The organism is Microbacterium jejuense, from assembly GCF_019511665.1.
Classification (GTDB): domain Bacteria; phylum Actinomycetota; class Actinomycetes; order Actinomycetales; family Microbacteriaceae; genus Microbacterium; species Microbacterium jejuense_A.
On the sequence record NZ_JAEUAW010000026.1, the window covers coordinates 1 to 20,244 of the forward strand.

The 20,244-nt window shown below is 69.8% G+C and carries 14 protein-coding genes; 8 read left to right on the plus strand and 6 right to left on the minus strand.

From position 1 onward, the window contains the following. Both JNB62_RS18765 and JNB62_RS18770 read right to left on the minus strand, forming a co-directional pair. Positions 1 to 4,207 (minus strand): carboxypeptidase-like regulatory domain-containing protein (locus JNB62_RS18765; RefSeq protein WP_220302409.1); only part of this gene is annotated, 4,207 nt, incomplete at its 3' end. 99 nt (positions 4,208 to 4,306) lie between these two features. Then, on the minus strand, positions 4,307 to 5,293 hold the full coding sequence (locus tag JNB62_RS18770; protein WP_220302410.1) for a glycosyltransferase family 2 protein: 987 nt from the start codon (positions 5,291 to 5,293) through the stop codon (positions 4,307 to 4,309). Positions 5,294 to 5,417: 124 nt separating this feature from the next. On the opposite strand from JNB62_RS18770, the gene JNB62_RS18775 reads away from it, so the two are divergent. Then, positions 5,418 to 6,584 carry a nucleotide sugar dehydrogenase gene (locus tag JNB62_RS18775; RefSeq protein ID WP_220302411.1) on the plus strand — a complete coding sequence of 389 codons (1,167 nt, stop codon included), beginning with the start codon at positions 5,418 to 5,420 and terminating at the stop codon, positions 6,582 to 6,584. 49 nt (positions 6,585 to 6,633) lie between these two features. On the opposite strand, the gene JNB62_RS18780 is transcribed toward JNB62_RS18775, so the two are convergent. Then, complete coding sequence (locus JNB62_RS18780) at positions 6,634 to 7,959, minus strand: O-antigen ligase family protein (protein WP_220302412.1); 1,326 nt, start codon at positions 7,957 to 7,959, stop codon at positions 6,634 to 6,636. Next, positions 7,956 to 9,431: an O-antigen ligase family protein gene (locus JNB62_RS18785; RefSeq protein ID WP_223231268.1), complete on the minus strand. Its 1,476-nt coding sequence runs from the start codon at positions 9,429 to 9,431 to the stop codon at positions 7,956 to 7,958. Before JNB62_RS18785 ends, JNB62_RS18780 begins: the two co-directional genes overlap by 4 nt. Positions 9,432 to 9,567: 136 nt before the next feature. Here JNB62_RS18785 and manA point away from each other — a divergent pair, with 136 nt between their 5' ends. The 4 genes from manA (at position 9,568) to JNB62_RS18805 (ending at position 15,586) form a co-directional block, all read left to right on the plus strand. Beyond that, a complete protein-coding gene (manA, locus tag JNB62_RS18790) occupies positions 9,568 to 10,716 on the plus strand; it encodes a mannose-6-phosphate isomerase, class I (protein ID WP_220302413.1) in 1,149 nt (382 codons plus the stop codon). A 181-nt stretch (positions 10,717 to 10,897) separates the two neighbouring features. Further along, positions 10,898 to 11,224, plus strand: coding sequence for a WhiB family transcriptional regulator (locus tag JNB62_RS18795; RefSeq protein WP_220302421.1), 327 nt, complete (start codon positions 10,898 to 10,900; stop codon positions 11,222 to 11,224). A gap of 82 nt (positions 11,225 to 11,306) precedes the next feature. After that, on the plus strand, positions 11,307 to 14,183 hold the full coding sequence (locus tag JNB62_RS18800) for a glycosyltransferase (RefSeq protein WP_220302414.1): 2,877 nt from the start codon (positions 11,307 to 11,309) through the stop codon (positions 14,181 to 14,183). Beyond that, positions 14,180 to 15,586, plus strand: coding sequence for a DUF5719 family protein (locus JNB62_RS18805; protein ID WP_220302415.1), 1,407 nt, complete (start codon positions 14,180 to 14,182; stop codon positions 15,584 to 15,586). The genes JNB62_RS18800 and JNB62_RS18805 overlap by 4 nt, the downstream gene beginning before the upstream one ends. 89 nt (positions 15,587 to 15,675) lie before the next feature. Here the strand turns inward: JNB62_RS18805 and JNB62_RS18810 are convergent, their stop codons facing one another. Further along, on the minus strand, positions 15,676 to 16,119 hold the full coding sequence (locus tag JNB62_RS18810; protein WP_220302416.1) for a hypothetical protein: 444 nt from the start codon (positions 16,117 to 16,119) through the stop codon (positions 15,676 to 15,678). A gap of 83 nt (positions 16,120 to 16,202) precedes the next feature. Between JNB62_RS18810 and JNB62_RS18815 the strand changes: the two genes are divergently transcribed. Continuing rightward, positions 16,203 to 16,409 carry a DUF3499 family protein gene (locus JNB62_RS18815; RefSeq protein WP_220302417.1) on the plus strand — a complete coding sequence of 69 codons (207 nt, stop codon included), beginning with the start codon at positions 16,203 to 16,205 and terminating at the stop codon, positions 16,407 to 16,409. A gap of 39 nt (positions 16,410 to 16,448) precedes the next feature. Continuing rightward, positions 16,449 to 17,936: an adenosylhomocysteinase gene (gene ahcY, locus JNB62_RS18820; RefSeq protein WP_220302418.1), complete on the plus strand. Its 1,488-nt coding sequence runs from the start codon at positions 16,449 to 16,451 to the stop codon at positions 17,934 to 17,936. A 295-nt stretch (positions 17,937 to 18,231) separates the two neighbouring features. Here ahcY and JNB62_RS18825 read toward each other — a convergent pair whose 3' ends face one another. Continuing rightward, positions 18,232 to 19,077 (minus strand): RDD family protein, encoded by an 846-nt coding sequence (locus JNB62_RS18825; RefSeq protein WP_220302419.1) that lies wholly within the window; start codon positions 19,075 to 19,077, stop codon positions 18,232 to 18,234. Between the two features lie 16 nt (positions 19,078 to 19,093). On the opposite strand from JNB62_RS18825, the gene JNB62_RS18830 reads away from it, so the two are divergent. Beyond that, complete coding sequence (locus JNB62_RS18830; RefSeq protein WP_220302420.1) at positions 19,094 to 20,089, plus strand: stage II sporulation protein M; 996 nt, start codon at positions 19,094 to 19,096, stop codon at positions 20,087 to 20,089. Positions 20,090 to 20,244 lie beyond the last annotated feature (155 nt).

A 20,244-nucleotide genomic window follows, 5' to 3' on the forward strand; every position in this document is an offset into this window, starting at 1 on the left:
CGGAGAGCGCGTCGGGGAACTTTTCGCCGTTGGCGAGGTAGGCCACGGGTGTTCCGGGTTCGAAGGTGGCCGCTGAGACGGCTGCGGAGGTGGCGTAGCGGTCTACCCCAGCCGTCCGCTCCACCGTCCGCGCACGGGCCGGTTTGATCTTCCCATCAATCGAAGTGACCTTCTGTCCAGCGGTGAGAGCGATCGGGGTCGCAGCTGCCAGCGTCCTCTGGTTGTTCCACCACTGCTCTTCGGTTTGCACGCCGGAGGTGGCGTACACAGCTTCGTAGCCCATCGTGTATGTGCCGGCCGGCACGGTGACTCTGTACGGAGTGGCGCCATTCTGGCTGACGTCGAAGCGGACGTCGGGGAGACGGACCCACTGGCCGTCGAGCTTCTCGTAGGCCAGGGCGCTGCCGAGAGTATCGGCGGCGGTAGCGAAACCTTCGGCGCTGAAGGTTCCTGTGATGGTCGCGTCGGCGGCCCGGGCGGCGACGGTGCCTGTGATGGTCTTGCCCGCACCGACAGACACGCTGGCCTCCGGTCCGAATCGGAGGAACTGGGCCGACTCGACGGTCGAGCGGCTGGTCGCCTCATCCCACGATGTGGTGGTCAATGCAATCCGATAGGAGCCGGGGGTGAGGTTCCCCATGGCGATGGGATAGTGGCCGTCCTCTGGGAGCGGGTCCCCGTAGCTGGTCAGCATGTTGCCGTCGAGGTCGGTGATGGAGATGCCGATGCCGCTCCCGGTCCCGACCAACGCGGTGACATCCACGTCTAGGTCGAGGGCTCCGCCGTGCCCGAGGGCGGCGTCGATCCCGGTGGCATTGCCACTGCTGGTGGACACCGCGGTTGCGTCGTCACGGGTGGCGGCGTCGTCGTAGTACTCCGGAGCGATGTCGGTGGAGTTCCAATCTGTGCCGTCGAAATAGCTCGAGGCGGAAAACTGCAGCAGGAACTCGCCAGGCGGCAGAAAGGGGATGGTGTAGGCGCCAGTCGCCGCATCGACTTTCGCGTTGTTGCCGTAGCTGAGGTACTCGCCATCAGGCGCGTAGAGCAGGATTCGGGCGGCTTCCATCCACTCGTCGGGTGCGTCGGAGGGCAGGCTGATCCTGCCCGAGATGCTCCGGCCCGACTCCAGTGCCGCATCAATCCCGGACGCGTCGTCATCGCCGACATCCACTGGAGTCGCTGTCGACAGTGTGTTGGCGTTGTTGTAGTACTCGTCAACGAGATTCGGGCGCTCGGCTCCGGGCATGCCGGTGCTCATCACCCGGAACAGGACGTGGTAAACACCCGGCGCCAGGCCGGTGAGCACATATTCCCCGGTGTCCGGGTCGGGGTTCGCCCCCAGGCCGCCCACCATGCTCCCGTCCAATGCGGAAGCAGTGACGGATACGCTGTTCAGCCAGTCTGGGGGTGCCCCCGCAGGTAGCGTGACCTTTCCGGTGATGCTGCGTCCTGGCTCGAGCGTCGCGTCTATGTCGGACCTGTCGCCGGCGGAGACGTCGACCGGCGTGGCACTGCTCCAATCGATCGCGTCGTCATAGTACTCCGACACGAGGTTCGGCTTCACCGACGTTGTGCCGTTCCAGTATGTTCCGACCGTGAACAGCACTTGATACATGCCGGAGGGCAGGCCTGTGATTGCATAGTCTCCCGTGACGGGGTCGACCTGAGTGTAGCCAGAAGCTCCGGTCAGCGACGACGCGCTGACCGCGATCGAGCTCCACCACGCAGGGTCAGCCCCGGCAGGCAGGGTGACGTGTCCCTTGATCGTCTGTCCGGTCGCCAGTTGTGCATCGATGTTCGTGAGGCTGCCGCCCGTCAGATCGATCACCGTCGCGGAGTTCCAGTCAGTCGCATCGGAGTAGTACTCGCTAACCAGGTTCGGGCGCAGAAACTCAGTGCCGTTCCAGAATTGGTTCACAGAGAACTGGATCCGGTACGAACCAGGCGCGAGATCAGTCAGCGCGTATGCCCCAGTAACCGGATCTACGGGCACGGACCGGAATCCCGGTCCATTCACCGGCTGCGCCGACACCTGCACCGCCCCCAGCCACCCTGCGGGCGCGCCGGCCGGGAGCGACACCACTCCTGAGACCGACCGCACCCCGTCAGGATTGACCCCCTCGGGATGGATAGTCCCATTGATGCCGGTTCTCGACTGCCCAGAGGCGAGCGTGATGACGTCGGCGTCGGCCAGGGTGCTCTTTTTGCTCCACCATTCCTCGTCAGTGTCGACGCCTGATGTCGAATAGTCGGTCTCGTAACCCATGGTGTAGGTGCCGGCGGGCACGGCGACCGCGTAGGGCCTGTTGCCGTTTTGGGTGGCGTCGAATCGGACATCGGGGATGCGGACCCACCCGCCATCGAGTTTTTCGTACGGCAGGGCGCTCCCGAGGATGCTACCGGTCGTCAAGAAGCCTTCGGCGCGGATTTCTCCGCCGATCGAACTATCGGTGGCTCGCGCGCTGACACTGCCGGTCACCGTGTCTCCGGCGGTCACGGACACGCTGGTGCCCGTTCCGAATCGCAGGAACTGCGCAGAGCGGACTGTGGCGAGGTTCATCTGTTCGTCCCACGTCGAGGTCGTCACCGCGACGCGATACTGGCCGGGCGCCAGGTTGCTCATGAAGACCGGATAGTGGCCGTCATGCGGGAGAGGGTCGCCGTAGCTGTTCAGGATGTTGCCGTCAAGGTCCGTGATGGAGATCCCGATGCCGTTACCTGTGCCGAGGAGTGAGGAGACATCAAGGTCCATGTCGATGCCGCCGCCGTATTCGAGAGTGCCATCGATTCCGGTGACGTCCCCGGTGGCGGTGGAGACAAGAGTGGCATCGGCCCGACTGACGGCGTCGTCGTAATACTCCGAGGCGATATCAGTGGACACCCACTGCGAGCCGTCCGAATACCCCGACGCCGAGAAGTGAAGAATAAACTCGCCGGCCGGCAGGCGCGAGAAGGTATAGGCACCGGTCTCCGCGTCGACCGCCAGGTTGCCAGAACCACCGTTGAGGAATTCGCCGCTGGGCGTCATCACCGAGACGCCGATGCTCTTACGCCATGCGGTGGGCGCGTCCGCGGGCAGACTGATCGTGCCGGAAATGCTGCGGCCGGGTTCCATCGCCGCATTGATGCCTTCCTTGTCACCCTCCGTGACGTCGATTGGTGTCGCATCCGATGGCGTGTAGACGTCGGAATAGTACTCATCGACCAGGTTCGGAGTCTCGGCGCCAGGCATCGTGTTCATGACACGGAATGACACGTGGTAGAAGCCGGGCGCAAGCCCGGTGATTCTGTACTCCCCGCTCGCGGGGTCCAGCGCTGCTCCGCTCCCGCCGATAATGCTGCCGTCGACTTCGGTGGCGGTGACCGAGATCGAACGAAGCCACTCCGATGGTGCCCCGTCCGGAAGGGCCACAGTCCCGGTGATGCTCCGTCCCGACTCCAGCGTCGCATCGACACCGGACTTGTTGTCCGCCGTGACGTCGATCGGCGTCGAGGCGCCCCATTCGGTCGCGTCGTCGTAGTACTCCGATACAAGGTTCGGCCTCACCGACGCTGTGCCGTCCCAGTACGTCCCTACGGTGAACTGAACGTGGTACGAATCCGGCGCGAGCCCGGTGATCGTGTAGTCGCCGGTCACCGGATCGACGTCTGCGTTCGCCGAACCGCCGTTCGCCGCCGACGCATTGACCGAGACAGCGCCAAGCCAGGCTGGGTCAGCTCCTTCCGGCAAGGTGATGCGCCCGCTGATGGACCGTCCGGTCGCTAGCTGGACATCAATGTCCACTGCGCTGGCTGCCGACAGATCGACTGCCGTCGCGGAGTTCCAGTCGGGCGCATTGTCGTAGTACTCGCCGACCAAGTTCGGTCGCTCATACCGGGATCCGTTCCACATCGCGTTCACCGAGAACTGGATCCGATACGGGCCGGGCTCGAGATCCGTCAACGCATAAGCGCCCGTCACAGGATCGACCTGGGCAGACCGGAATCCCAGCCCCGTCACGGGCTGCGCCGATACCTGAATCGCCTTTAGCCAATCCATCGGCGCGTCCGCAGGCAATGACACGGTCCCCGACACCGAACGCCAGCCATCCTCTGCAACGGCCGGCGGTGTCACGGGGCCGGCCAACGCGATCACAAGGGCCAGAGCAACAGCGGGCCGCAGGAATGCCCGCTGCCAGATCCTATGCTCGGTCGGAACAGCAGGCATGCGTACTCCCCACGATGAATCACGCCTGGGAGAGAAATGCCCCAGTCAGAGCATGATCCTACTGTGGGACGCGTGCGGTCGTGACCGACAGAATGCGCGTCAGGCGTTCGCCGAAGCGGCCTCGAGCGGCGGCATCGGCTGCCACGAGGCATCCTTCGCGATCTTCCGCCCGTCACGCAGCCCGCGGAACAGGTTCGACGTCCCACGGACGGTGCGCTCGACGAACAGCAGGCGGATGAGCTCCTTGCCGAACGTCAGCGTTGTGCCCAGTGCAAAGGGCACCGGCCGGTAGACGCCCAGCGACTGGTAGTACTTCTTGATGTATGCCCGGTTGCGCATGATGTAGTAGCGGTACGCGTTGCTCGACGCGTTCATGTGGCGGATGCCCATGTCCCACTGTTTGATCTCGCGCGTGCGCCGCAGCACGAACTCGTCGACGATGACCGACGTGGTCTTGCGGGACGCGAGCCAGCCGTACATCTGGTCGTCCCAGTAGATGAAGAACCTGGGGTCGGGCAGGCCGATCTGCTGCACGATATCGCGGTGGATGAACATGCCCTCGAAACATCCCGAGTTCATCGGCTTGTAGCCGGACGCGTCGAACTCGGCGGGGGCGAAGGGGATCGGGATGCCGAGCGGCTCGGCGATCCGGTACTGCCAGTAGAACGCGCTGCCGTCGTAGTCGTACCGGCGTCCCTGGATGCTCTTGAAGCGCGGCGCCCACTTGCCCATCTTGGCCAGGCCGTCGGGGAGGACTTCGACATCGTCGTCCATGAGCCAGATCCACTCGGAGCCGAGTTCGTAGGCGACTCGCATGCCCTCGCTGAAGCCACCCGAGCCGCCGGTGTTGGTCTCCATACGGCGGTAGACGATCTCAGCGGGTGCCACGGTCTCGCGGAAGGACTCCACGACGTCGCCGGTGTCGTCGGTCGAGGCGTTGTCGACGATGACCACCCGACCGGGTTTGGGGTCCATCTCGCCGATGCTCGTGAGCAGCCGCGTCAGCAGGTTCGACCGGTTGTAGGTGACGATGGCGATCGTCGCGGTCTGCGGGTCGAACGGCGCGGCGGACGGAACGTTGGTCACGGGCTGATCTCCGAGGGAAGGGGCGGGCGCCGAGGCGTCGGGCCGCACGCAAGCCTACCTTGCGCTGCCTGGCCGACGCTGGGGATCGGCGTCGGGCGCTGGGTGGGCGGGATACGCTCGTTGGATGAAGATCGCCGTCGTGGGCACCGGCTATGTGGGACTCTCCAATGCTGTGATCCTCGCCCAGCACCACCAGGTGATCGCCGTCGACATCGACGCGCAGCGCATCGCGGAGTTGCGTCAACGACGATCTCCGATCGTCGACGCCGAGCTCGAGGAATATCTCAGCACGAAGGATCTCGACTTCACGGCAACGCTGGATGCGGATGCCGCATACGACGGCGCCGACTTCGTAGTGATCGCTACCCCGACCAGCTATGACGAAGTCACGAACTTCTTCGACACGTCGTCGGTCGAATCGGTCGTCGAAGCTGTTCTCCGCGCGAATCCCGATGCCGCGATCGTGATCAAGTCCACGGTGCCGGTGGGCTTCACGCAACGCATGGTCAAGCAACATCCAGACGCCACGATCATCTTCTCCCCGGAGTTTCTGCGGGAGGGCCGCGCGCTCTATGACAACCTGCACCCCTCGCGAATCGTCGTGGGGGATCCGGGTCCGGTGGGAAGACGGTTCGCCGATCTGCTGCTTGAGGGGGCTGCGGAGGAGGACGTGCCCGTCCTCCTCACGGGGCCGACAGAGGCCGAGGCGATAAAGCTCTTCGCCAACACGTACCTCGCGCTCCGTGTGGCGTACTTCAACGAGCTCGACACATTCGCCGCCGTCCACGGGCTCGACGCGCGGCACATCATCGAAGGTGTGGGGCTCGATCCTCGTATCGGATCTCACTACAACAATCCGTCGTTCGGTTACGGCGGTTATTGCCTGCCCAAGGACACGAAACAGCTCCTCGCCAACTACTCCGACGTGCCGCAGAACCTGATCGCGGCCATCGTGGACGCGAATACCACACGTAAGGACTTCGTCGCAGCCGACATCCTCACGAGGAGTCCGCGGACCGTGGGTGTCTACCGTCTCGTCATGAAGGCGGGGTCTGACAACTTCCGGTCTTCGTCGATCCAGGGAATCATGAAGCGGATCAAGGCGAAGGGCGTGGAGGTGATCGTCTACGAGCCGACCTTGGCGGAGGACGACTTCTTTCACTCCGAGGTCGTCCGCGACATAGATGACTTCAAGGCCCGCGCAGACGTGATCATCGCCAACCGTGTGACCGGTGTCCTCGACGACGTGGCCGACAAGGTCTACAGTCGGGACATTTACGGTCGCGACTGACGCGCCTGCGTTGGACTTCTTGGCCGATGAGTCGACTCAGGCGGGCAGCCTATGGGGCGTGCGGCAGCCCCTGCCCCTCCGCCGCGGCAGGGCCGCCGGCATCCACTCCGCTGTCGAGGCGCTCGCGCCACGAGCGTGACTGTCCGGCACGGACGGCGCACAGCACCAGCATGAGCCAGCCGAGGCCGGTGAGGGTGAAGCTCTCGAACATCGAGTCGACGAGCAGTGCGACGAGAACGAGGGGGGTCCAGGCGTAGATGACCGAGCGGCGCTCGCCGGCGACGAGCCACGAGCGGGCGAGGGCGAGGGCTCCGAGGGCGAGGAAGAGCACGAGGCCCACCCAGCCGAGCTGGAGCGTGACGTCGAAGAAGGCGTTCAGGCCGGTCGCGTGCTGTTCGCCCAGGAGCGCGTTGATCGCGTTGAAGGGGAATTCGTGCAGGTCCCACGGCCCGAACCAGCCCCAGCCCTGCACGGGGCGGAACCGGACGATGTCGACCATGCGGTTCCACAGATCGACGCGCATGGAGAAGTCCGACCCTGCGCCGAGCAGGGCGATGATGGGATGCCGGGCGGCATAGCCGACGAACACCCCGATGACCACGAGCGCGCCGAGCGAGAGTTGCAGCGCCGCGCGCCGCTCGGGGGAGGCGTGCCGGACGAGGGCGAGCGCGCCGACGGCAAGCCCTACGGCGAGGGCGAGCACGACCACGGTGGGGGAGTCGCTGAGCACGGCGAGCCCGCCGGCGAGCACGACCGAGGCGACCGAGACTCCGGGCCGCACCGACTGCGTGCGGTATTCGATGAGGAAGGTGATGAGCGCGATCACCGCGACGAAGCCGAGCAGGTTGCGCGTGCCGAAGATGCCCTGGATGGGGCCGAAGTCGGCGATGGCGCCCTGCACGCCGAGGAACGTGAACGGGATGTCGAGAAGGATGCCGGACAGCACCTCGACGACGAGCGACACGGCGAGCAGCACCCGCAGGACGTCCCCGAGCGCCCGCACGGTCTGCAGCGTGTCGCGCACGTGCCCGATCACGACGGCGAGGAACGCGATGCCGAGGAGCGACACCCAGCTCCAGAAGGACTTGCCGGAGTCGCTGCTCCAGAACACGCTCGCGAACGCCCAGCCGACGAACACGATGACGCTCGTGGGCACAAGCCGCAGGAGCGAGATCTCGCGGCGCCGCACGATCATGACGAGGACGCCGAGGAGGCACAGCGACGAGACGATCGTCACGTAGGTGACGGTGCCGGCGATGCGCTCGATGGCGAACGACGAGAAGACAGCGCCGAAGACGGTGAGGGTGAAGGCGCGCGCGAAGGATGCCGACCCGAGGAGCGTGCCGAACCAGCCGGCGTGCGGCGCGTCGGTCACGCGCCGCGTCCCGCCTGCCGTGGTGGGACCGGGGTGTGCGCGTCGGTCGGCGCGACGACGTGAACGTCGCCGGAGGCATCGACGGCGCCGACCGCCTCGCCGCGCTCGATGGCGGCGCTCTGCTCCGCGGGTCCGACGCCGACGTGCGGGGACTGCTTGATCTTGGCGCCGAACATGGCCACGAGCATCCAGCCCCACAGCAGCAGCGGACCGGACTCGGCAAGACCCTGCACGAGGAGGATCGCGCCCACGAGGGTCGGCAGGAGCGTCAGCGGCGAATAGGGGCGGTCGGCCCGCAGGTCCCACCGGGGACGGTCGACGGCGAAGAACCACGAGCGCCACACGAACGCGAGGTACACGAGCCCGAGCAGGACCACCCCGATGATGCCGAGCTGCATCGAGACGTCGATCCACATGTTGTGGGCCTGCATCACGAGCACGCCGTGGTCGGTGATGTGCAGGTCGAACGCAGGGTCGGACGTCATCCACGGCGTGGCGAAGCCCCATCCGGTCCAGGGACGCTCGGCGGTGCGCGCGAGCACCTGCTCCCAGATGCCCTCGCGGCCGGTCAGGTCGGCGCTGCGGCCGAGCGCGCTGAAGATCGTGTCGCGCAGCAGCCACAGCGCGACGGCCCCGCCGAGGCCGACGACCGCGTAGGCGATGTAGTACTTGGTGCGCGCTCCCGGCTTGTCGGCCCGGCGCATCAGCAGCACGGTGACGAGGACGACGGCGACGGCGGCCGCTGCGACGTAGGCCGTCGCCGACGACGCGCGCACGAACAGGAAGGCCGACAGGAGGATCCAGCCCCACAGCAGCACCCGCCGCGGAGCCCCCGAGGCCAGCCGGATCGCGAACACGATGATGGCGAGGAGCGCGACGGGGCCCAGCAGGTTGGCGTTGCCCATGATGCCCTGCAGGCGCCCGCCGTCGAAGAGGTTGTCGCGCGACCAGTACTCGATGGGGTCGTCGGCCTTCGCCACGACGAAGCCGGGAAGGATCGGCTGCCCGATGAAGACCGACACCCACAGCTCGAACAGGATCGACAGCGCCATCACCCACTTGAGCGCGGAGGCGATCGCGCGCACCAGCTCGCGCCACGTGAGGGCGCTGCCGATGAAGAGCGCCTGCGTGGTGGTGATGTAGAGCAGCAGCAGCGTGATCGCCGTCGTCTGCGGCCACGCCGACCACAGCAGCGACAGCGTCGCCCACGCGACGTAGCCGAGCACGTACCAGGGGAGGCGCCGGTACTGCACGGGCGGACGCAGCACAATCCAGAGGACGACGGTGAGGATGCCGCCGCCGATCGTGATGACGGCGGTCGCGGTCGTCCCGAAGGCGTTGATCCACGCTGTGCCCGAGAAAGCCATGAACAGCACGAAGATGCACCACGCGCGCAGCATGAGGTGGCCGGTCTTCTCACGGATCGGCGGGCTCGGCGGAGCCGATGCCGGGTGCTTCGAGTAGACGGCCATCGCACTCAGGGTACCGTGACGATCCTGAGGAGCGCGGTCGTTGAGGGCGCGGCCGACTCGCGGGCAGAAATGCCTCGTGCACGCATGCGTTTCGTCTCGCTTCGCTCGCTCGACGACTGGAACATAGGCTTGTGGAATGCTGATCCCCCTGGCGAACGACCCCCGCGACTATGCGTGGGGATCCACCTCTCTGATCGCGGAGCTCGAGGGCCGCGAGCCGTCCGGCCGCCCCGAGGCGGAGGTGTGGTTCGGGGACCACCCGGGCGATCCCGCCGTGACCCCCGACGGTCGCACGCTGGACTCCTGGATCGCTGCGGAGGGGAAGGATGCCGGCATCCCGGCGCCGCTTCCGTACCTGCTGAAGCTGCTGGCCGCGGCATCGGCCCTGTCGATCCAGGCGCACCCGTCCAAGGCGCAGGCCGAGGCCGGATTCGCGCGTGAGGAGGCGGCGGGGATCCCGCGCGACGCCGCCGACCGCACGTACCGCGACGACAACCACAAGCCTGAGCTCATCGTGGCGCTGAGCGACGAGTTCCGCGCTCTCGCGGGCCTGCGCGAGCTCGACGCCACGCGACGGCTCGTGGCGGAGCTGGGGGAGGGCGCCGCGCCGCTCGCCGAGAGGCTGAACGGCGAGGATGCCGCTCTCTCGGCCGTCATCGGATGGCTGCTGTCGGACGGCGCGGACGCCGCGCGCGACGTGATCGCCGCCGCCGTCGCGGGTGACTCGGACGAGTTCTCTGCCGAGCTCGACCTCGTCCGGACCCTGGACGCGGACTTCCCGGGCGATCCGGGCATCGTCGTGGCGCTCCTCATGAACCTCGTGACCCTTCGTCGCGGCGAGGGGCTCTTCGTTCCCGCGGGCGTGCTGCACGCGTACCTCGAGGGGCTCGGCGTCGAGCTCATGGCAGCCAGCGACAACGTGCTGCGCGGCGGTCTCACCCCCAAGCACGTCGACGCGGCCGAGCTCGTGAGCGTGCTGGATCCTGCGCCGGCGCTGCCTCCCGTCATCCGTCCGCGTGACGTGGGCGACGGCGTGCGTGCCTACGACGTGCCCATCGCGGACTTCGCGCTGTACGCGGTGACACCGGGTGTCACGCCGGCGACGGTGCCGCTGGACGGCCCGGCGATCGCCCTCGCGACCTCGGGCGCACCGGTCGTCGCGGGGACGGCATCCCAGGACGAAGCCGTGCTCGTGCCTGGCGCGGCGGTCCTCGTCACCCCCGACGAAGGGGCGGTTCGCGCTTCGGGCAGCGGCGAGGTGTTCATCGCTCAGCCGGGCCGCTGACGGGCGCCCGGAGCGCCGCCGCCGCGGACTGTTATCACAGTGCGACACGCCGTCGGCGCGTCGTAAAGGTTCAAGAGGCGGTTGAGGATTTAGTATCCGCGACTTGACCTCGGTGAACTACACGGGTGTAATTAGCCGTACACGCACCAGCGTGGAGCAGGATCACGGGGGTGAGAACGACATGACGGTTTCGCAATTCCGTTCCGGCGTTCCCGACGACTGGTTCGTCGATCCGGTTCAACTGGGGGTTCCGGGGGTTCGCCGCAACATCGATGCGGACGACGACAATCCGCTCGCCTGGCAGACCGACGCATTGTGTTCGCAGACAGATCCGGAGGCGTTCTTCCCCGAGAAGGGCGGATCCACGCGAGATGCCAAGCGCATCTGCGGGTCGTGCGATGTCCGGGGCGAGTGCCTCGAATACGCGCTGCAGAACGACGAGCGCTTCGGCATCTGGGGCGGCCTGAGCGAACGCGAGCGCCGCAAGCTCAAGCGGCGCGCGAGCTGAACACGCCGGTCGGCCGGCCTATCCGGCCGACCCGGCGCGTTCAACAGGACTGACGGGCGTCCGCGCCTAGGCTGACCAGGACATGCCCGCTCGAGTTCACGCCCTCCTCGTCGTGCGTCCAGATGGTCGCACGCCGGCCGCGTTCCACCTGCGGCGCACGCTCGCCGCGCTCGACGAGCAGGCGCGCCCTGTCGATGCGCTCACCGTCGTCGTCTGCGGCGGCGACGATCATCTGCACGAGGTCGTCCAGGCATCGTCGGCGACGTCGGTCGTCCGGGCCCCCGCGTCCACCGGGTACGCCGCCGCTGCTGCTCTCGCCCTCAGCCGCACGGAGGTCCCCGCGGACGCGCTGTGGCTGCTCGCACAGGACACGGCCCCCGAGCCCGACGCCCTCGCCCAGCTGCTGGGCGCCCTGGAGCTGTCGCCCTCGGTCGCCTTCGTGGCGCCGAAGCTCGTGCGCTGGGACGATCGCGCCGAGATCGTCTCGCTCGGCGTCAGCATGACGCGGTTCGGTCGGAGCGTCGGTCTCGCCGACGGCGAGCTCGACCAGGGCCAGCACGACGCGCACGAGGACGTGCTCGGGGCCGATGTGCGCGGCATCCTGATCCGCGCGAAGGAGTGGGAGGCGCTGGGCGGCCTGGACGCCGGGCTCGCCGGCGCCGACGAAGGGCTCGACCTCGGTGTGCGCGCCCGGCTCGCGGGAGCCCGCGTGTCGCTCGCGCCGGGGGCGCGCGTGGCTGTCGCCGGCGACGGTGTCGCGGGGGTCCCGACCCCGCTCACGCCGCAGCGCCGTCGTCGCGCCGTCTACGCGGAGCGCGTGGCGCAGCTGCACCGCCGCCTCGTCTATGCGCCCGCGTTCGCGGTGCCACTGCACTGGCTCACGCTGCTGCCGCTGGCGCTCTGGCGCACGGCCGTCGACCTCGTCCGCAAGCAGCCGGGCCGCATCCCGTCCGAGTGGGCGGCGGCCGCCGTGGTGCTCGTCGCGATCCCGTCCGTCTGGCGGGCGCGACGGCGCCTGAACCGGGCGAGGGCCGGCCGTGCGGGCGATCGCACGGGCTCGTGGGCGCAGCTCGCGCCGCTGCGCGCGACGCGCACGCAGTTGCGCGAGCGGCTGGACGACGACCCAGAGGTCTCTCTCGGCGGCGTGCGGCGACGCGATCTGCGCTTCTTCTCGGGCGGCGGCGCGTGGCTCGTGCTGGCGGCGCTCGCCGCGTCGGTCGCGGCGTTCCCCGCCCTTCTCGCCTGGCCGGTGCTGGGCGGCGGCGCCCTGCAGCCCCTGGCCACGACCGTCGGGCAGCTGTGGAACGATGCCGCGTACGGACAGCGCATCCTCCGACTCGACACGGTCGGGCCGGCCGACCCGTTCGCGGCCGTCGTCGCGATCATCGGCTCGACGTGGCCGTGGGCGCCGTCGCGCGCCCTCGTCCTGCTGTGGATCCTCGCGCTGCCGCTCGCCGCGCTCGGCGGCTGGTTCGCTGCGACGCGCGTCACCGAGCGGTCGGGGCTGCGCCTGCTGGGCGGGGCCGTGTGGGCGCTGTCGCCGGCGCTCCTCGTCGCCCTCACGCAGGGGCGCCCCACCGGGGTCATCGTGCATCTGCTGCTGCCGTGGCTGTTCTTCGCCGGCTCGGTGGCGCACCGCTCGTGGGCCGGTGCGGGCACCGCGTCGATCCTGCTTGCGGGCGTGCTCGCCTCGGCTCCCTCGCTGGCCCCTGCGCTGGCCGTGCTGTGGGTCGGAATGATCGTCCTCGCGATCGCCCTCCGAGCGGGTCGCGGTGTCACGAGGCTCGTCTGGCTCGTCGTGCCGTCGCTGGTGCTCGCGGTCCCGCTGGCGTGGAACGCCCTCGCGAACGCCCGCGTGTGGGGGCTCGTCGCCGACCCCGGTGTGCCCTGGGCCGGTCCCCAGGTGGCCGCCGACGCCGCGGGACGCGCGCTCCTGGCCGCCGGCATCCCGACCTCCGACCTGGCGGGCTGGACGACTCTGCTGCCGGACGGACCGACGTGGTGGGTGCCTCTGCTCAGCGTTCCTCTCGCGCTGCTCGCCCTCGTCGCACCGCTGACGCAGCGCTGGGCGGCGGGCACGGTGCTGCTGGCGGTGACGGCGCTCGGCCTGGGCACGGCCTTCGCGGCGGTCGGCTTCTCGGTCGCGTTCACCCAGGCGGTGTCGGTGCCGGTGTGGCCGGGGACCGGTCTGAGCCTCGCGTGGCTCGGGGCGCTCGGAGGTGCGCTGGTGACGCTCGACGCCGGACTGGCGCCGCGTGTCGCCTTCGTGCGCGGCATCGCCGCCGCGCTGGTGCTCGCCGGCGCGGTGACGCTGGCGGTGCCGTCGCTCACCGCCCTCGCGCGCGGCACCGCCACGATCGCGAACGGACCCGTCAGCACCCTGCCCGCCTTCGTCGCCGCCGAGGGCCGCGGCAACCCCGACGTCGGCACCATCGTGCTGACTCCCCAGTCCGACGCCGGTGTCGCCGCGCAGATCGTGTGGGGCGGCAGCGAGACGCTCGGCGGCCAGACGACGCTGCAGTCCACGCGCACGCACCCCGACGCGCAGGACGAGGAGGTCGCGGCGCTCGCCGCCGACCTCGTCACGCCGTCCGCAGACGACGTCGTGGCACAGCTCGCCCAGCAGGGCATCGGCTTCATCCTGCTCGCGCCGTCCGCCGTCCCCGAGACCGATGCGGCGCGCACGATGCGGCTGTCGGCCACGACGGCGCTCAGCCAGCGGAACACCCTCGTGGCCGTGGGCGACACGGCGAAGGGCGAGCTGTGGCGCGTCGTTGACGAGGTGGACCCCCGCCCGGACGAGTCCGCCGCACAGATCGCGCTGGCCCGCTGGATCGGATTCGCGCAGCTCGCGGTCTTCGGCATCGCGCTGCTGCTGGCCGTGCCCACCGCCGCGACGCGGCGGGCGGCCCGCCGCACCCCGCGGGTCGTGGGCCCCCACTGGCAGGAGGGCCGATGAGCGACCGCCGCGTGTTCCGCTGGGCGACCACGAGCGCCCGTCTGCTGATCGGCACGGCCGTATCGGTCATCGCCGTCATCGCCGTCGTGACGGCCGTCACCGTCCCTTGGCCCACGATCGCGCGCGAACCCGTCCGGATCGCGACGACGCCGGCGCCCGCCGCATCGATCGTCACGTGCGATGGGGCCCTGCTGTCGATCGGACGCAATTCGGAGGATGCCTCATCTCTCGCGCTGGCGGCGCGCCAGACGGTCGTGACCGGCGTGCAGGAGGGCGCCGCCGAGCCGCAGCAGCAGACGCTGAAGAACGATGCCGTCGGCGAGGGGCCTCTCACGCTGACCGCTCCGCCGGAGGCGGGCTCGGCCGTCGACGTCGCCGCCGCCGGTGCGGCGACGGCACGCGCGGATGACCTCGCCGGCTTCGCGGCGTCGGCCTGCCGCCCGCCGCTGCTGGAGTCCTGGCTCGTCGGCGGATCGGGCGCGACGGGCGCTGCCGACCTCGTCCTGCTGTCGAACCCGGGCACGGTCGCCGCGACCGTGCAGCTCACGGTGTACGGCGTCGGCGGACCCCAGACGCCGCCCGGCGGCTCCGATCTCCTCGTGGCCCCGGGCACGCAGCGCGTGGTGCCCCTGGCCGGCATCGCGCTCGGCGAAGAGAGCCCCGTCGTGCGGGTCTCGGCCGTCGGCGCACCCATCCACGCGTCGCTGCAGGCGAGCATCACCCGCACCCTCACGCCGGGCGGCGTCGACCAGGTGGGTCCGATCGCCGCGCCCGCGGCGCAGCAGGTGATCGCCGGCGTGGCCGTCACGCGCACTCCGGCACAGGACGGCTCCGAGGGTGCCACGAAGCTCCGGATGCTGTCGCCGTCGGTGGCGACGACGGCCCGGGTCGTCGTGACCGCCGCCGGGCGCACGGAGCCCGCGCGTGCCTCGCAGGAGATCTCGCTCGAGCCGGGCCAGCCGCTGGAACTGGAGCTCGACGGTCTCGCCGCCGGTTCGTACACGGTGTCGATCGACGCCGACACGCCCATCGTCGCCGCGGTGTGGCAGACGACGGGGTTCGGCGAGGGCGACGACTTCGCCTGGTACACCCCCTCGCCGGAGGTGGCGGCATCCACTCTCTTCGTCACGCCGAGCGGACCCGTGCCCACCCTCACCGTGGTGAACCCCGGCACCGAGCCGGCCGACGTGAAGCTCGCGGCCCAGGGCGGCGGCTTCGAGGTCGACCTCAGTGTGCCGGCCGGCGGATCGACGACCGTGCGCCTCTCACCGCGCACGGTCTACGTGATCGACCCCTCCGACCCGGTGCGGGCGGGACTGTCGCTCACGGGCGACGGAGCACTCGCGGGCATCCCGGTGTGGCCCGCAGACGTCGCGGCGCACGAGGTCGTCGTGTACCCGTAGCGACCCGGATCGGGTTCCAACTCGCTTCGCTTGCTCGACCTTGACCCGACCCGCGTCGACGCTCCTTCGTCGCAGTGACCCGGATCGCGTCAGAAGTAGCGGAAGCGCTCGGGACCGAGGTCCCACGGGTCGCGGTCGAGGTACTCGGCCGCGGCGCGGAACACGGAGCCCTCGACGAGCATGCGGTGGTGCAGCTCGTCGTCGCGGTGCAGATGACTGAGGCGCTCGATGGGCAGCCGGTACAGGATGATGCGGCGTTCGTCGCGGAGCACCGTCCAGCGGGGGATGCCGTCGTCGTCGGTCGCGGCCGGCATGTCGGCCACCTCGAACCGCACATCGCGGAGCTCCGACCACGCGGAGCGCAGGAACTCCGCGGCGGTGCCGACCGACAGGTCGAAGCGGTCGACCCGCGTGTCGAGCGGGGGGAGCGGGGGACGGACGACCGAGCTGCGCCCCTCGCGGCCGTGGCGGCCGTGCCGCGCCGGGCGGCGCACCGCCGCGCGTTCGCTGGTCCGGGTCCGACGCCACGCCATGCGTCCATCCTAGGCCGGGCAGGTGGGCACGCGTCGGGCGCGGCGTGCGGCCGGGGTCGCCGGTTCGCGATAGCGTCACGGTGATGCGTCAGAGAGTGTGCTCCAAGGTCGGCTGCGCCCGTGAGGCGGTGTCGACCCTCACGTACGACTACGCCGACCAGATGGCGGCGATCGGTCCGCTCGGGGCGGCCGGCGACCCGCACGCGCACGACCTGTGCGCCTCGCACACCGAGCGCCTGTCGGTGCCCCGTGGCTGGGTCGTCGTGCGGCACGAGACGCTGCGCACCTGACGTCTGCTCGGCCGCGACCCGGCGTGGGAGAATAGGCGGATGCCGACCCACACCGCCGTCGCCACGCCCGTCGAGGCATCCGCCGCCGCCTTCGAGTACGAGGTCGCCGACCTGTCGCTCGCCGAGGCGGGTCGTCACCAGCTGCGCCTCGCCGAGAACGAGATGCCGGGCCTCATGGCCCTGCGCGACGAATTCGGGCCGTCGCAGCCGCTGAAGGGCGCGCGTATCGCCGGCTCGCTGCACATGACGGTGCAGACGGCCGTGCTCATCGAGACCCTCGTCGCCCTCGGCGCGCAGGTGCGCTGGGCGAGCTGCAACATCTTCTCGACGCAGGACGAGGCTGCCGCGGCCGTCGTCGTCGGCCCGACCGGAACCGTCGACGCCCCCGCCGGCGTGCCGGTCTTCGCGTGGAAGGGCGAGACGCTCGAGGAGTACTGGCGCCTGGCGGACCGCATCTTCGACTGGACCGCCGAGGGCTTCGACGGGCCGAACATGATCCTCGACGACGGCGGTGACGCGACCCTCCTCGTGCACAAGGGCGTCGAGTTCGAGAAGGCCGGGGCGGTTCCGGATGCCGCACCCGACGACTCCGCCGAGTACCGGATCATCCTCGACACGCTGCGGGCGAGCCTCGCGCGCGATCCGCAGCGGTTCACCCGCATGGCGGGCGGGCTGCTCGGCGTCACGGAGGAGACGACGACCGGCGTGCACCGCCTGTACGAGCTCGCGACGGCCGGTGAGCTGCTGTTCCCGGCGATCAACGTCAACGACTCGGTCACGAAGTCCAAGTTCGACAACAAGTACGGCATCCGCCACTCGCTGCCCGACGGCATCAACCGCGCGACCGATGTGCTGATGGGCGGCAAGGTCGCGTTCGTGTGCGGCTACGGCGATGTGGGCAAGGGTGCCGCCGAGGCGCTGCGCGGCCAGGGCGCCCGCGTCATCGTGAGCGAGGTCGACCCGATCTGCGCGCTGCAGGCCGCCATGGACGGCTACCAGGTGTCACGGCTGGCGGACGTCGCCGGTCAGGTCGACATCGTCATCACCGGCACCGGCAACAAGGACGTCGTGACGGTCGACGACCTGCTGAAGCTCAAGCACCTGGCGATCGTCGGCAACGTCGGTCACTTCGACAACGAGATCGACATGGCCGGCCTGGAGGCGCTCGAGGGCGTCGAGAAGATCGAGATCAAGCCCCAGGTGCACGAGTGGCGCCTGCCGACCGGCCGCAGCGTGCTCGTGCTGAGCGAGGGGCGCCTGCTGAACCTCGGCAACGCCACCGGGCACCCGTCGTTCGTGATGAGCGCGTCGTTCACCAACCAGGTGCTGGCGCAGATCGAGCTGTTCACGAAGCGCGACGAGTACCCGACCGCCGTGTACGTCCTGCCCAAGCACCTCGACGAGAAGGTCGCGCGCCTGCACCTCGACGCGCTCGGCGTGCAGCTGACGACCCTGTCGGACGAGCAGGCCGCCTACATCGGCGTCCCCGTCGAGGGGCCCTACAAGCTCGACCACTACCGCTACTGACGTCGGCGGGTCGCCGGTGTGCGACCCGACGCGCAGAATCGGATCCGCTTGTGCGGAGCCGTCCGCGACACGCCGACGCGCGGCATCCCGTCGACGGCGCGTCGGCCCGACGGTCCGTAGACGCGGATCCGATTCTGCGGGCGGCGGCCTCGGGCGCCGGGCGGCGGGCCTCGGGCGGCCCGGCGCTCGGCGGGCACGTGCGTGACGCAGCGGGCGGCGGGGCTCAGGCGGCGGGCCTCGGGCCGCCGCGGTCGGGGCACCGCGCGTGACGCCGCGGGCGCCGGTGGAATCGGTGTCAGCGCTTCGGGAAGCCGCGCGGCGGCGCCGACACCGGCGCCGTCAGCGCATCGGCCCGCGCGGTCTCGAGCTGCAGGGCGCGCAGCTCGCGCCCGCGGCGCACCGCCACGACGCCGATGAGGAACGTCTCGGGGTCCACAGTCGGCACGGGCGACACGTATCCGGCCGTCTCGCGGGCGAGGGATGCCGCCGTCCGGGCGCGCGCCGTCGGCTCCATGCTCGTCGCCGACCGCGAGAACTGGGCCAGGCGCCGTGACAGCGGCTCGGGAAGCCGGGCGACGTCCGCGACGGCCGCCCATTCGGCGAGGACGGGCGGGATGCCGAGGCCCGCGTCGGGGAGCCGGGGAGTGCGGGTGCGCTCGGAGTACGTGCCGGCGAGGAGGTCGCCGAGGCGCTGGGACCGTGGCGTGAAGGCGCCGACGAGCGCCGCGACGGCGCCCAGCGTGAACCACAGCTCGAACACGCCGACCAGGGCGCGGATGAAGGCCTGACGGAACCCGGCCGCGCCGCCGTCGGAGCGCACGATGCGGGCGCCGACGGCGAGTCGCCCCAGGCTGCGGCCGTGGCTCGCGGTCTCGACGACGGTCGGGATCACGACCATGACGAGCACCAGCATCACGATCGTGAGGATCGGGACGACCGCGCCGTCGAGGGCGCCGTTGGCGACCAGCCACCCCGCGCCGACCGCGAACAGCAGCAGCGCGGCGAGACCGAGCAGCATGTCGATGATGACGCCGAGCGCGCGCAGGAAGAAGCCGACCGGCTGCACGTCCAACGCGACCGCCTCGCCCGTCAGCACCTCGTCCTGATGGATGTCGACGATGGTGGGACGCTCGGCGGGCATGGCTACAGTAAAGCGCATGGACCTCGACGCCCTCACGGCCGCCCGCCGAGAGGAGTGGTCGCGCCTGGACGCGCTCAGTCGTTCGCGCCACCTCACGGGGAGCGAGGTCGACGAGCTGGTCACGCGTTACCGTGCGGCATCCGCCGATCTCGCCGACGCGAAGACCTCGGCCGGCCGCAGCGTGCAGAGCGACCACATCTCGACGATGCTCGCGCGCGCCCGCCTGCGGCTGACCGGCGCCCCCGAGAACGTGATGCGGCAGATCCCGCGGTTCTTCGTGCTGCAGCTGCCCGCCGCGCTGTACCGCGTGCGCTGGACCACCCTCGCGATCGCGGTGGGGTTCATCGTCGTCGTGGCGACGGTGGCGCTGTGGGTGTCGGGCGATCCTGCGCTGGTGGCGAGCCTCGGCAGCCGGGCACAGCTGCAGGAGTACGCCGAGAACAGCTTCACCGACTACTACAGCGAGAACCCGGCGGCCGTCTTCGCCGGGACGGTGTGGACCAACAACGCGTGGATCGCGGCGCAGTGCGTGCTGTTCGGCATCACGGGAGTGTGGCCGCTGATGGTGCTCGTGCAGAACGCCGTCGGCGTCGGCACGGCGGCGGCCGTGCTGACGGCCTTCGACCGCGCCGACGTCTTCGTGCTGTTCATCCTCCCGCACGGCCTGCTCGAGCTCACGAGCATCTTCGTGGCCGGGGCGGCGGGCCTCCACATCTTCTGGGCATGGGTCGCACCCGGCCCGCGTTCGCGCGGCGCCGCGCTCGCCGCGGCCGGCCGCTCGCTCGCGACGATCGTGATCGGTCTCGTGATCGCCCTCGGCGTGTCAGGACTCATCGAGGGATTCGTGACGCGCCAGCCATGGCCCTGGCCGGCGAAGATCGGCATCGGCGCGGCCGCGCTTGCGCTGTTCCTGGTGTACATGCTCGTGGTCGGGCGGCGCGCGGCGCGGCTGGGCGAGACGGGCGACCTCACGGAGTTCGAGGCGGGCACGCCCACGCTCGTCGCAGGCTGAGCGGCGGGTCTGCGGCATCCACCGTCGGTTCCCTCTCCGTGACTTGGCGTATATGCACGCGACACGCGGCGCGCCGCGTACATATACGCCAAGTCATCGGGGCTGGCTTTTATACACATCTACGAGCCCACGAGACACTATATAATCTCGTATGC

Coding starts and splice junctions, on each gene's coding strand:
- JNB62_RS18775 (WP_220302411.1), top strand. CDS start 5,418: ATGAAGATCGCCGTCGTGGGCACCGGCTATGTGGGACTCTCCAATGCT.
- JNB62_RS18785 (WP_223231268.1), bottom strand. CDS start 9,431: ATGGCCGTCTACTCGAAGCACCCGGCATCGGCTCCGCCGAGCCCGCCG.
- manA (WP_220302413.1), top strand. CDS start 9,568: ATGCTGATCCCCCTGGCGAACGACCCCCGCGACTATGCGTGGGGATCC.
- JNB62_RS18795 (WP_220302421.1), top strand. CDS start 10,898: ATGACGGTTTCGCAATTCCGTTCCGGCGTTCCCGACGACTGGTTCGTC.
- JNB62_RS18800 (WP_220302414.1), top strand. CDS start 11,307: ATGCCCGCTCGAGTTCACGCCCTCCTCGTCGTGCGTCCAGATGGTCGC.
- JNB62_RS18805 (WP_220302415.1), top strand. CDS start 14,180: ATGAGCGACCGCCGCGTGTTCCGCTGGGCGACCACGAGCGCCCGTCTG.
- JNB62_RS18810 (WP_220302416.1), bottom strand. CDS start 16,119: ATGGCGTGGCGTCGGACCCGGACCAGCGAACGCGCGGCGGTGCGCCGC.
- JNB62_RS18815 (WP_220302417.1), top strand. CDS start 16,203: ATGCGTCAGAGAGTGTGCTCCAAGGTCGGCTGCGCCCGTGAGGCGGTG.
- ahcY (WP_220302418.1), top strand. CDS start 16,449: ATGCCGACCCACACCGCCGTCGCCACGCCCGTCGAGGCATCCGCCGCC.
- JNB62_RS18825 (WP_220302419.1), bottom strand. CDS start 19,077: ATGCCCGCCGAGCGTCCCACCATCGTCGACATCCATCAGGACGAGGTG.
- JNB62_RS18830 (WP_220302420.1), top strand. CDS start 19,094: ATGGACCTCGACGCCCTCACGGCCGCCCGCCGAGAGGAGTGGTCGCGC.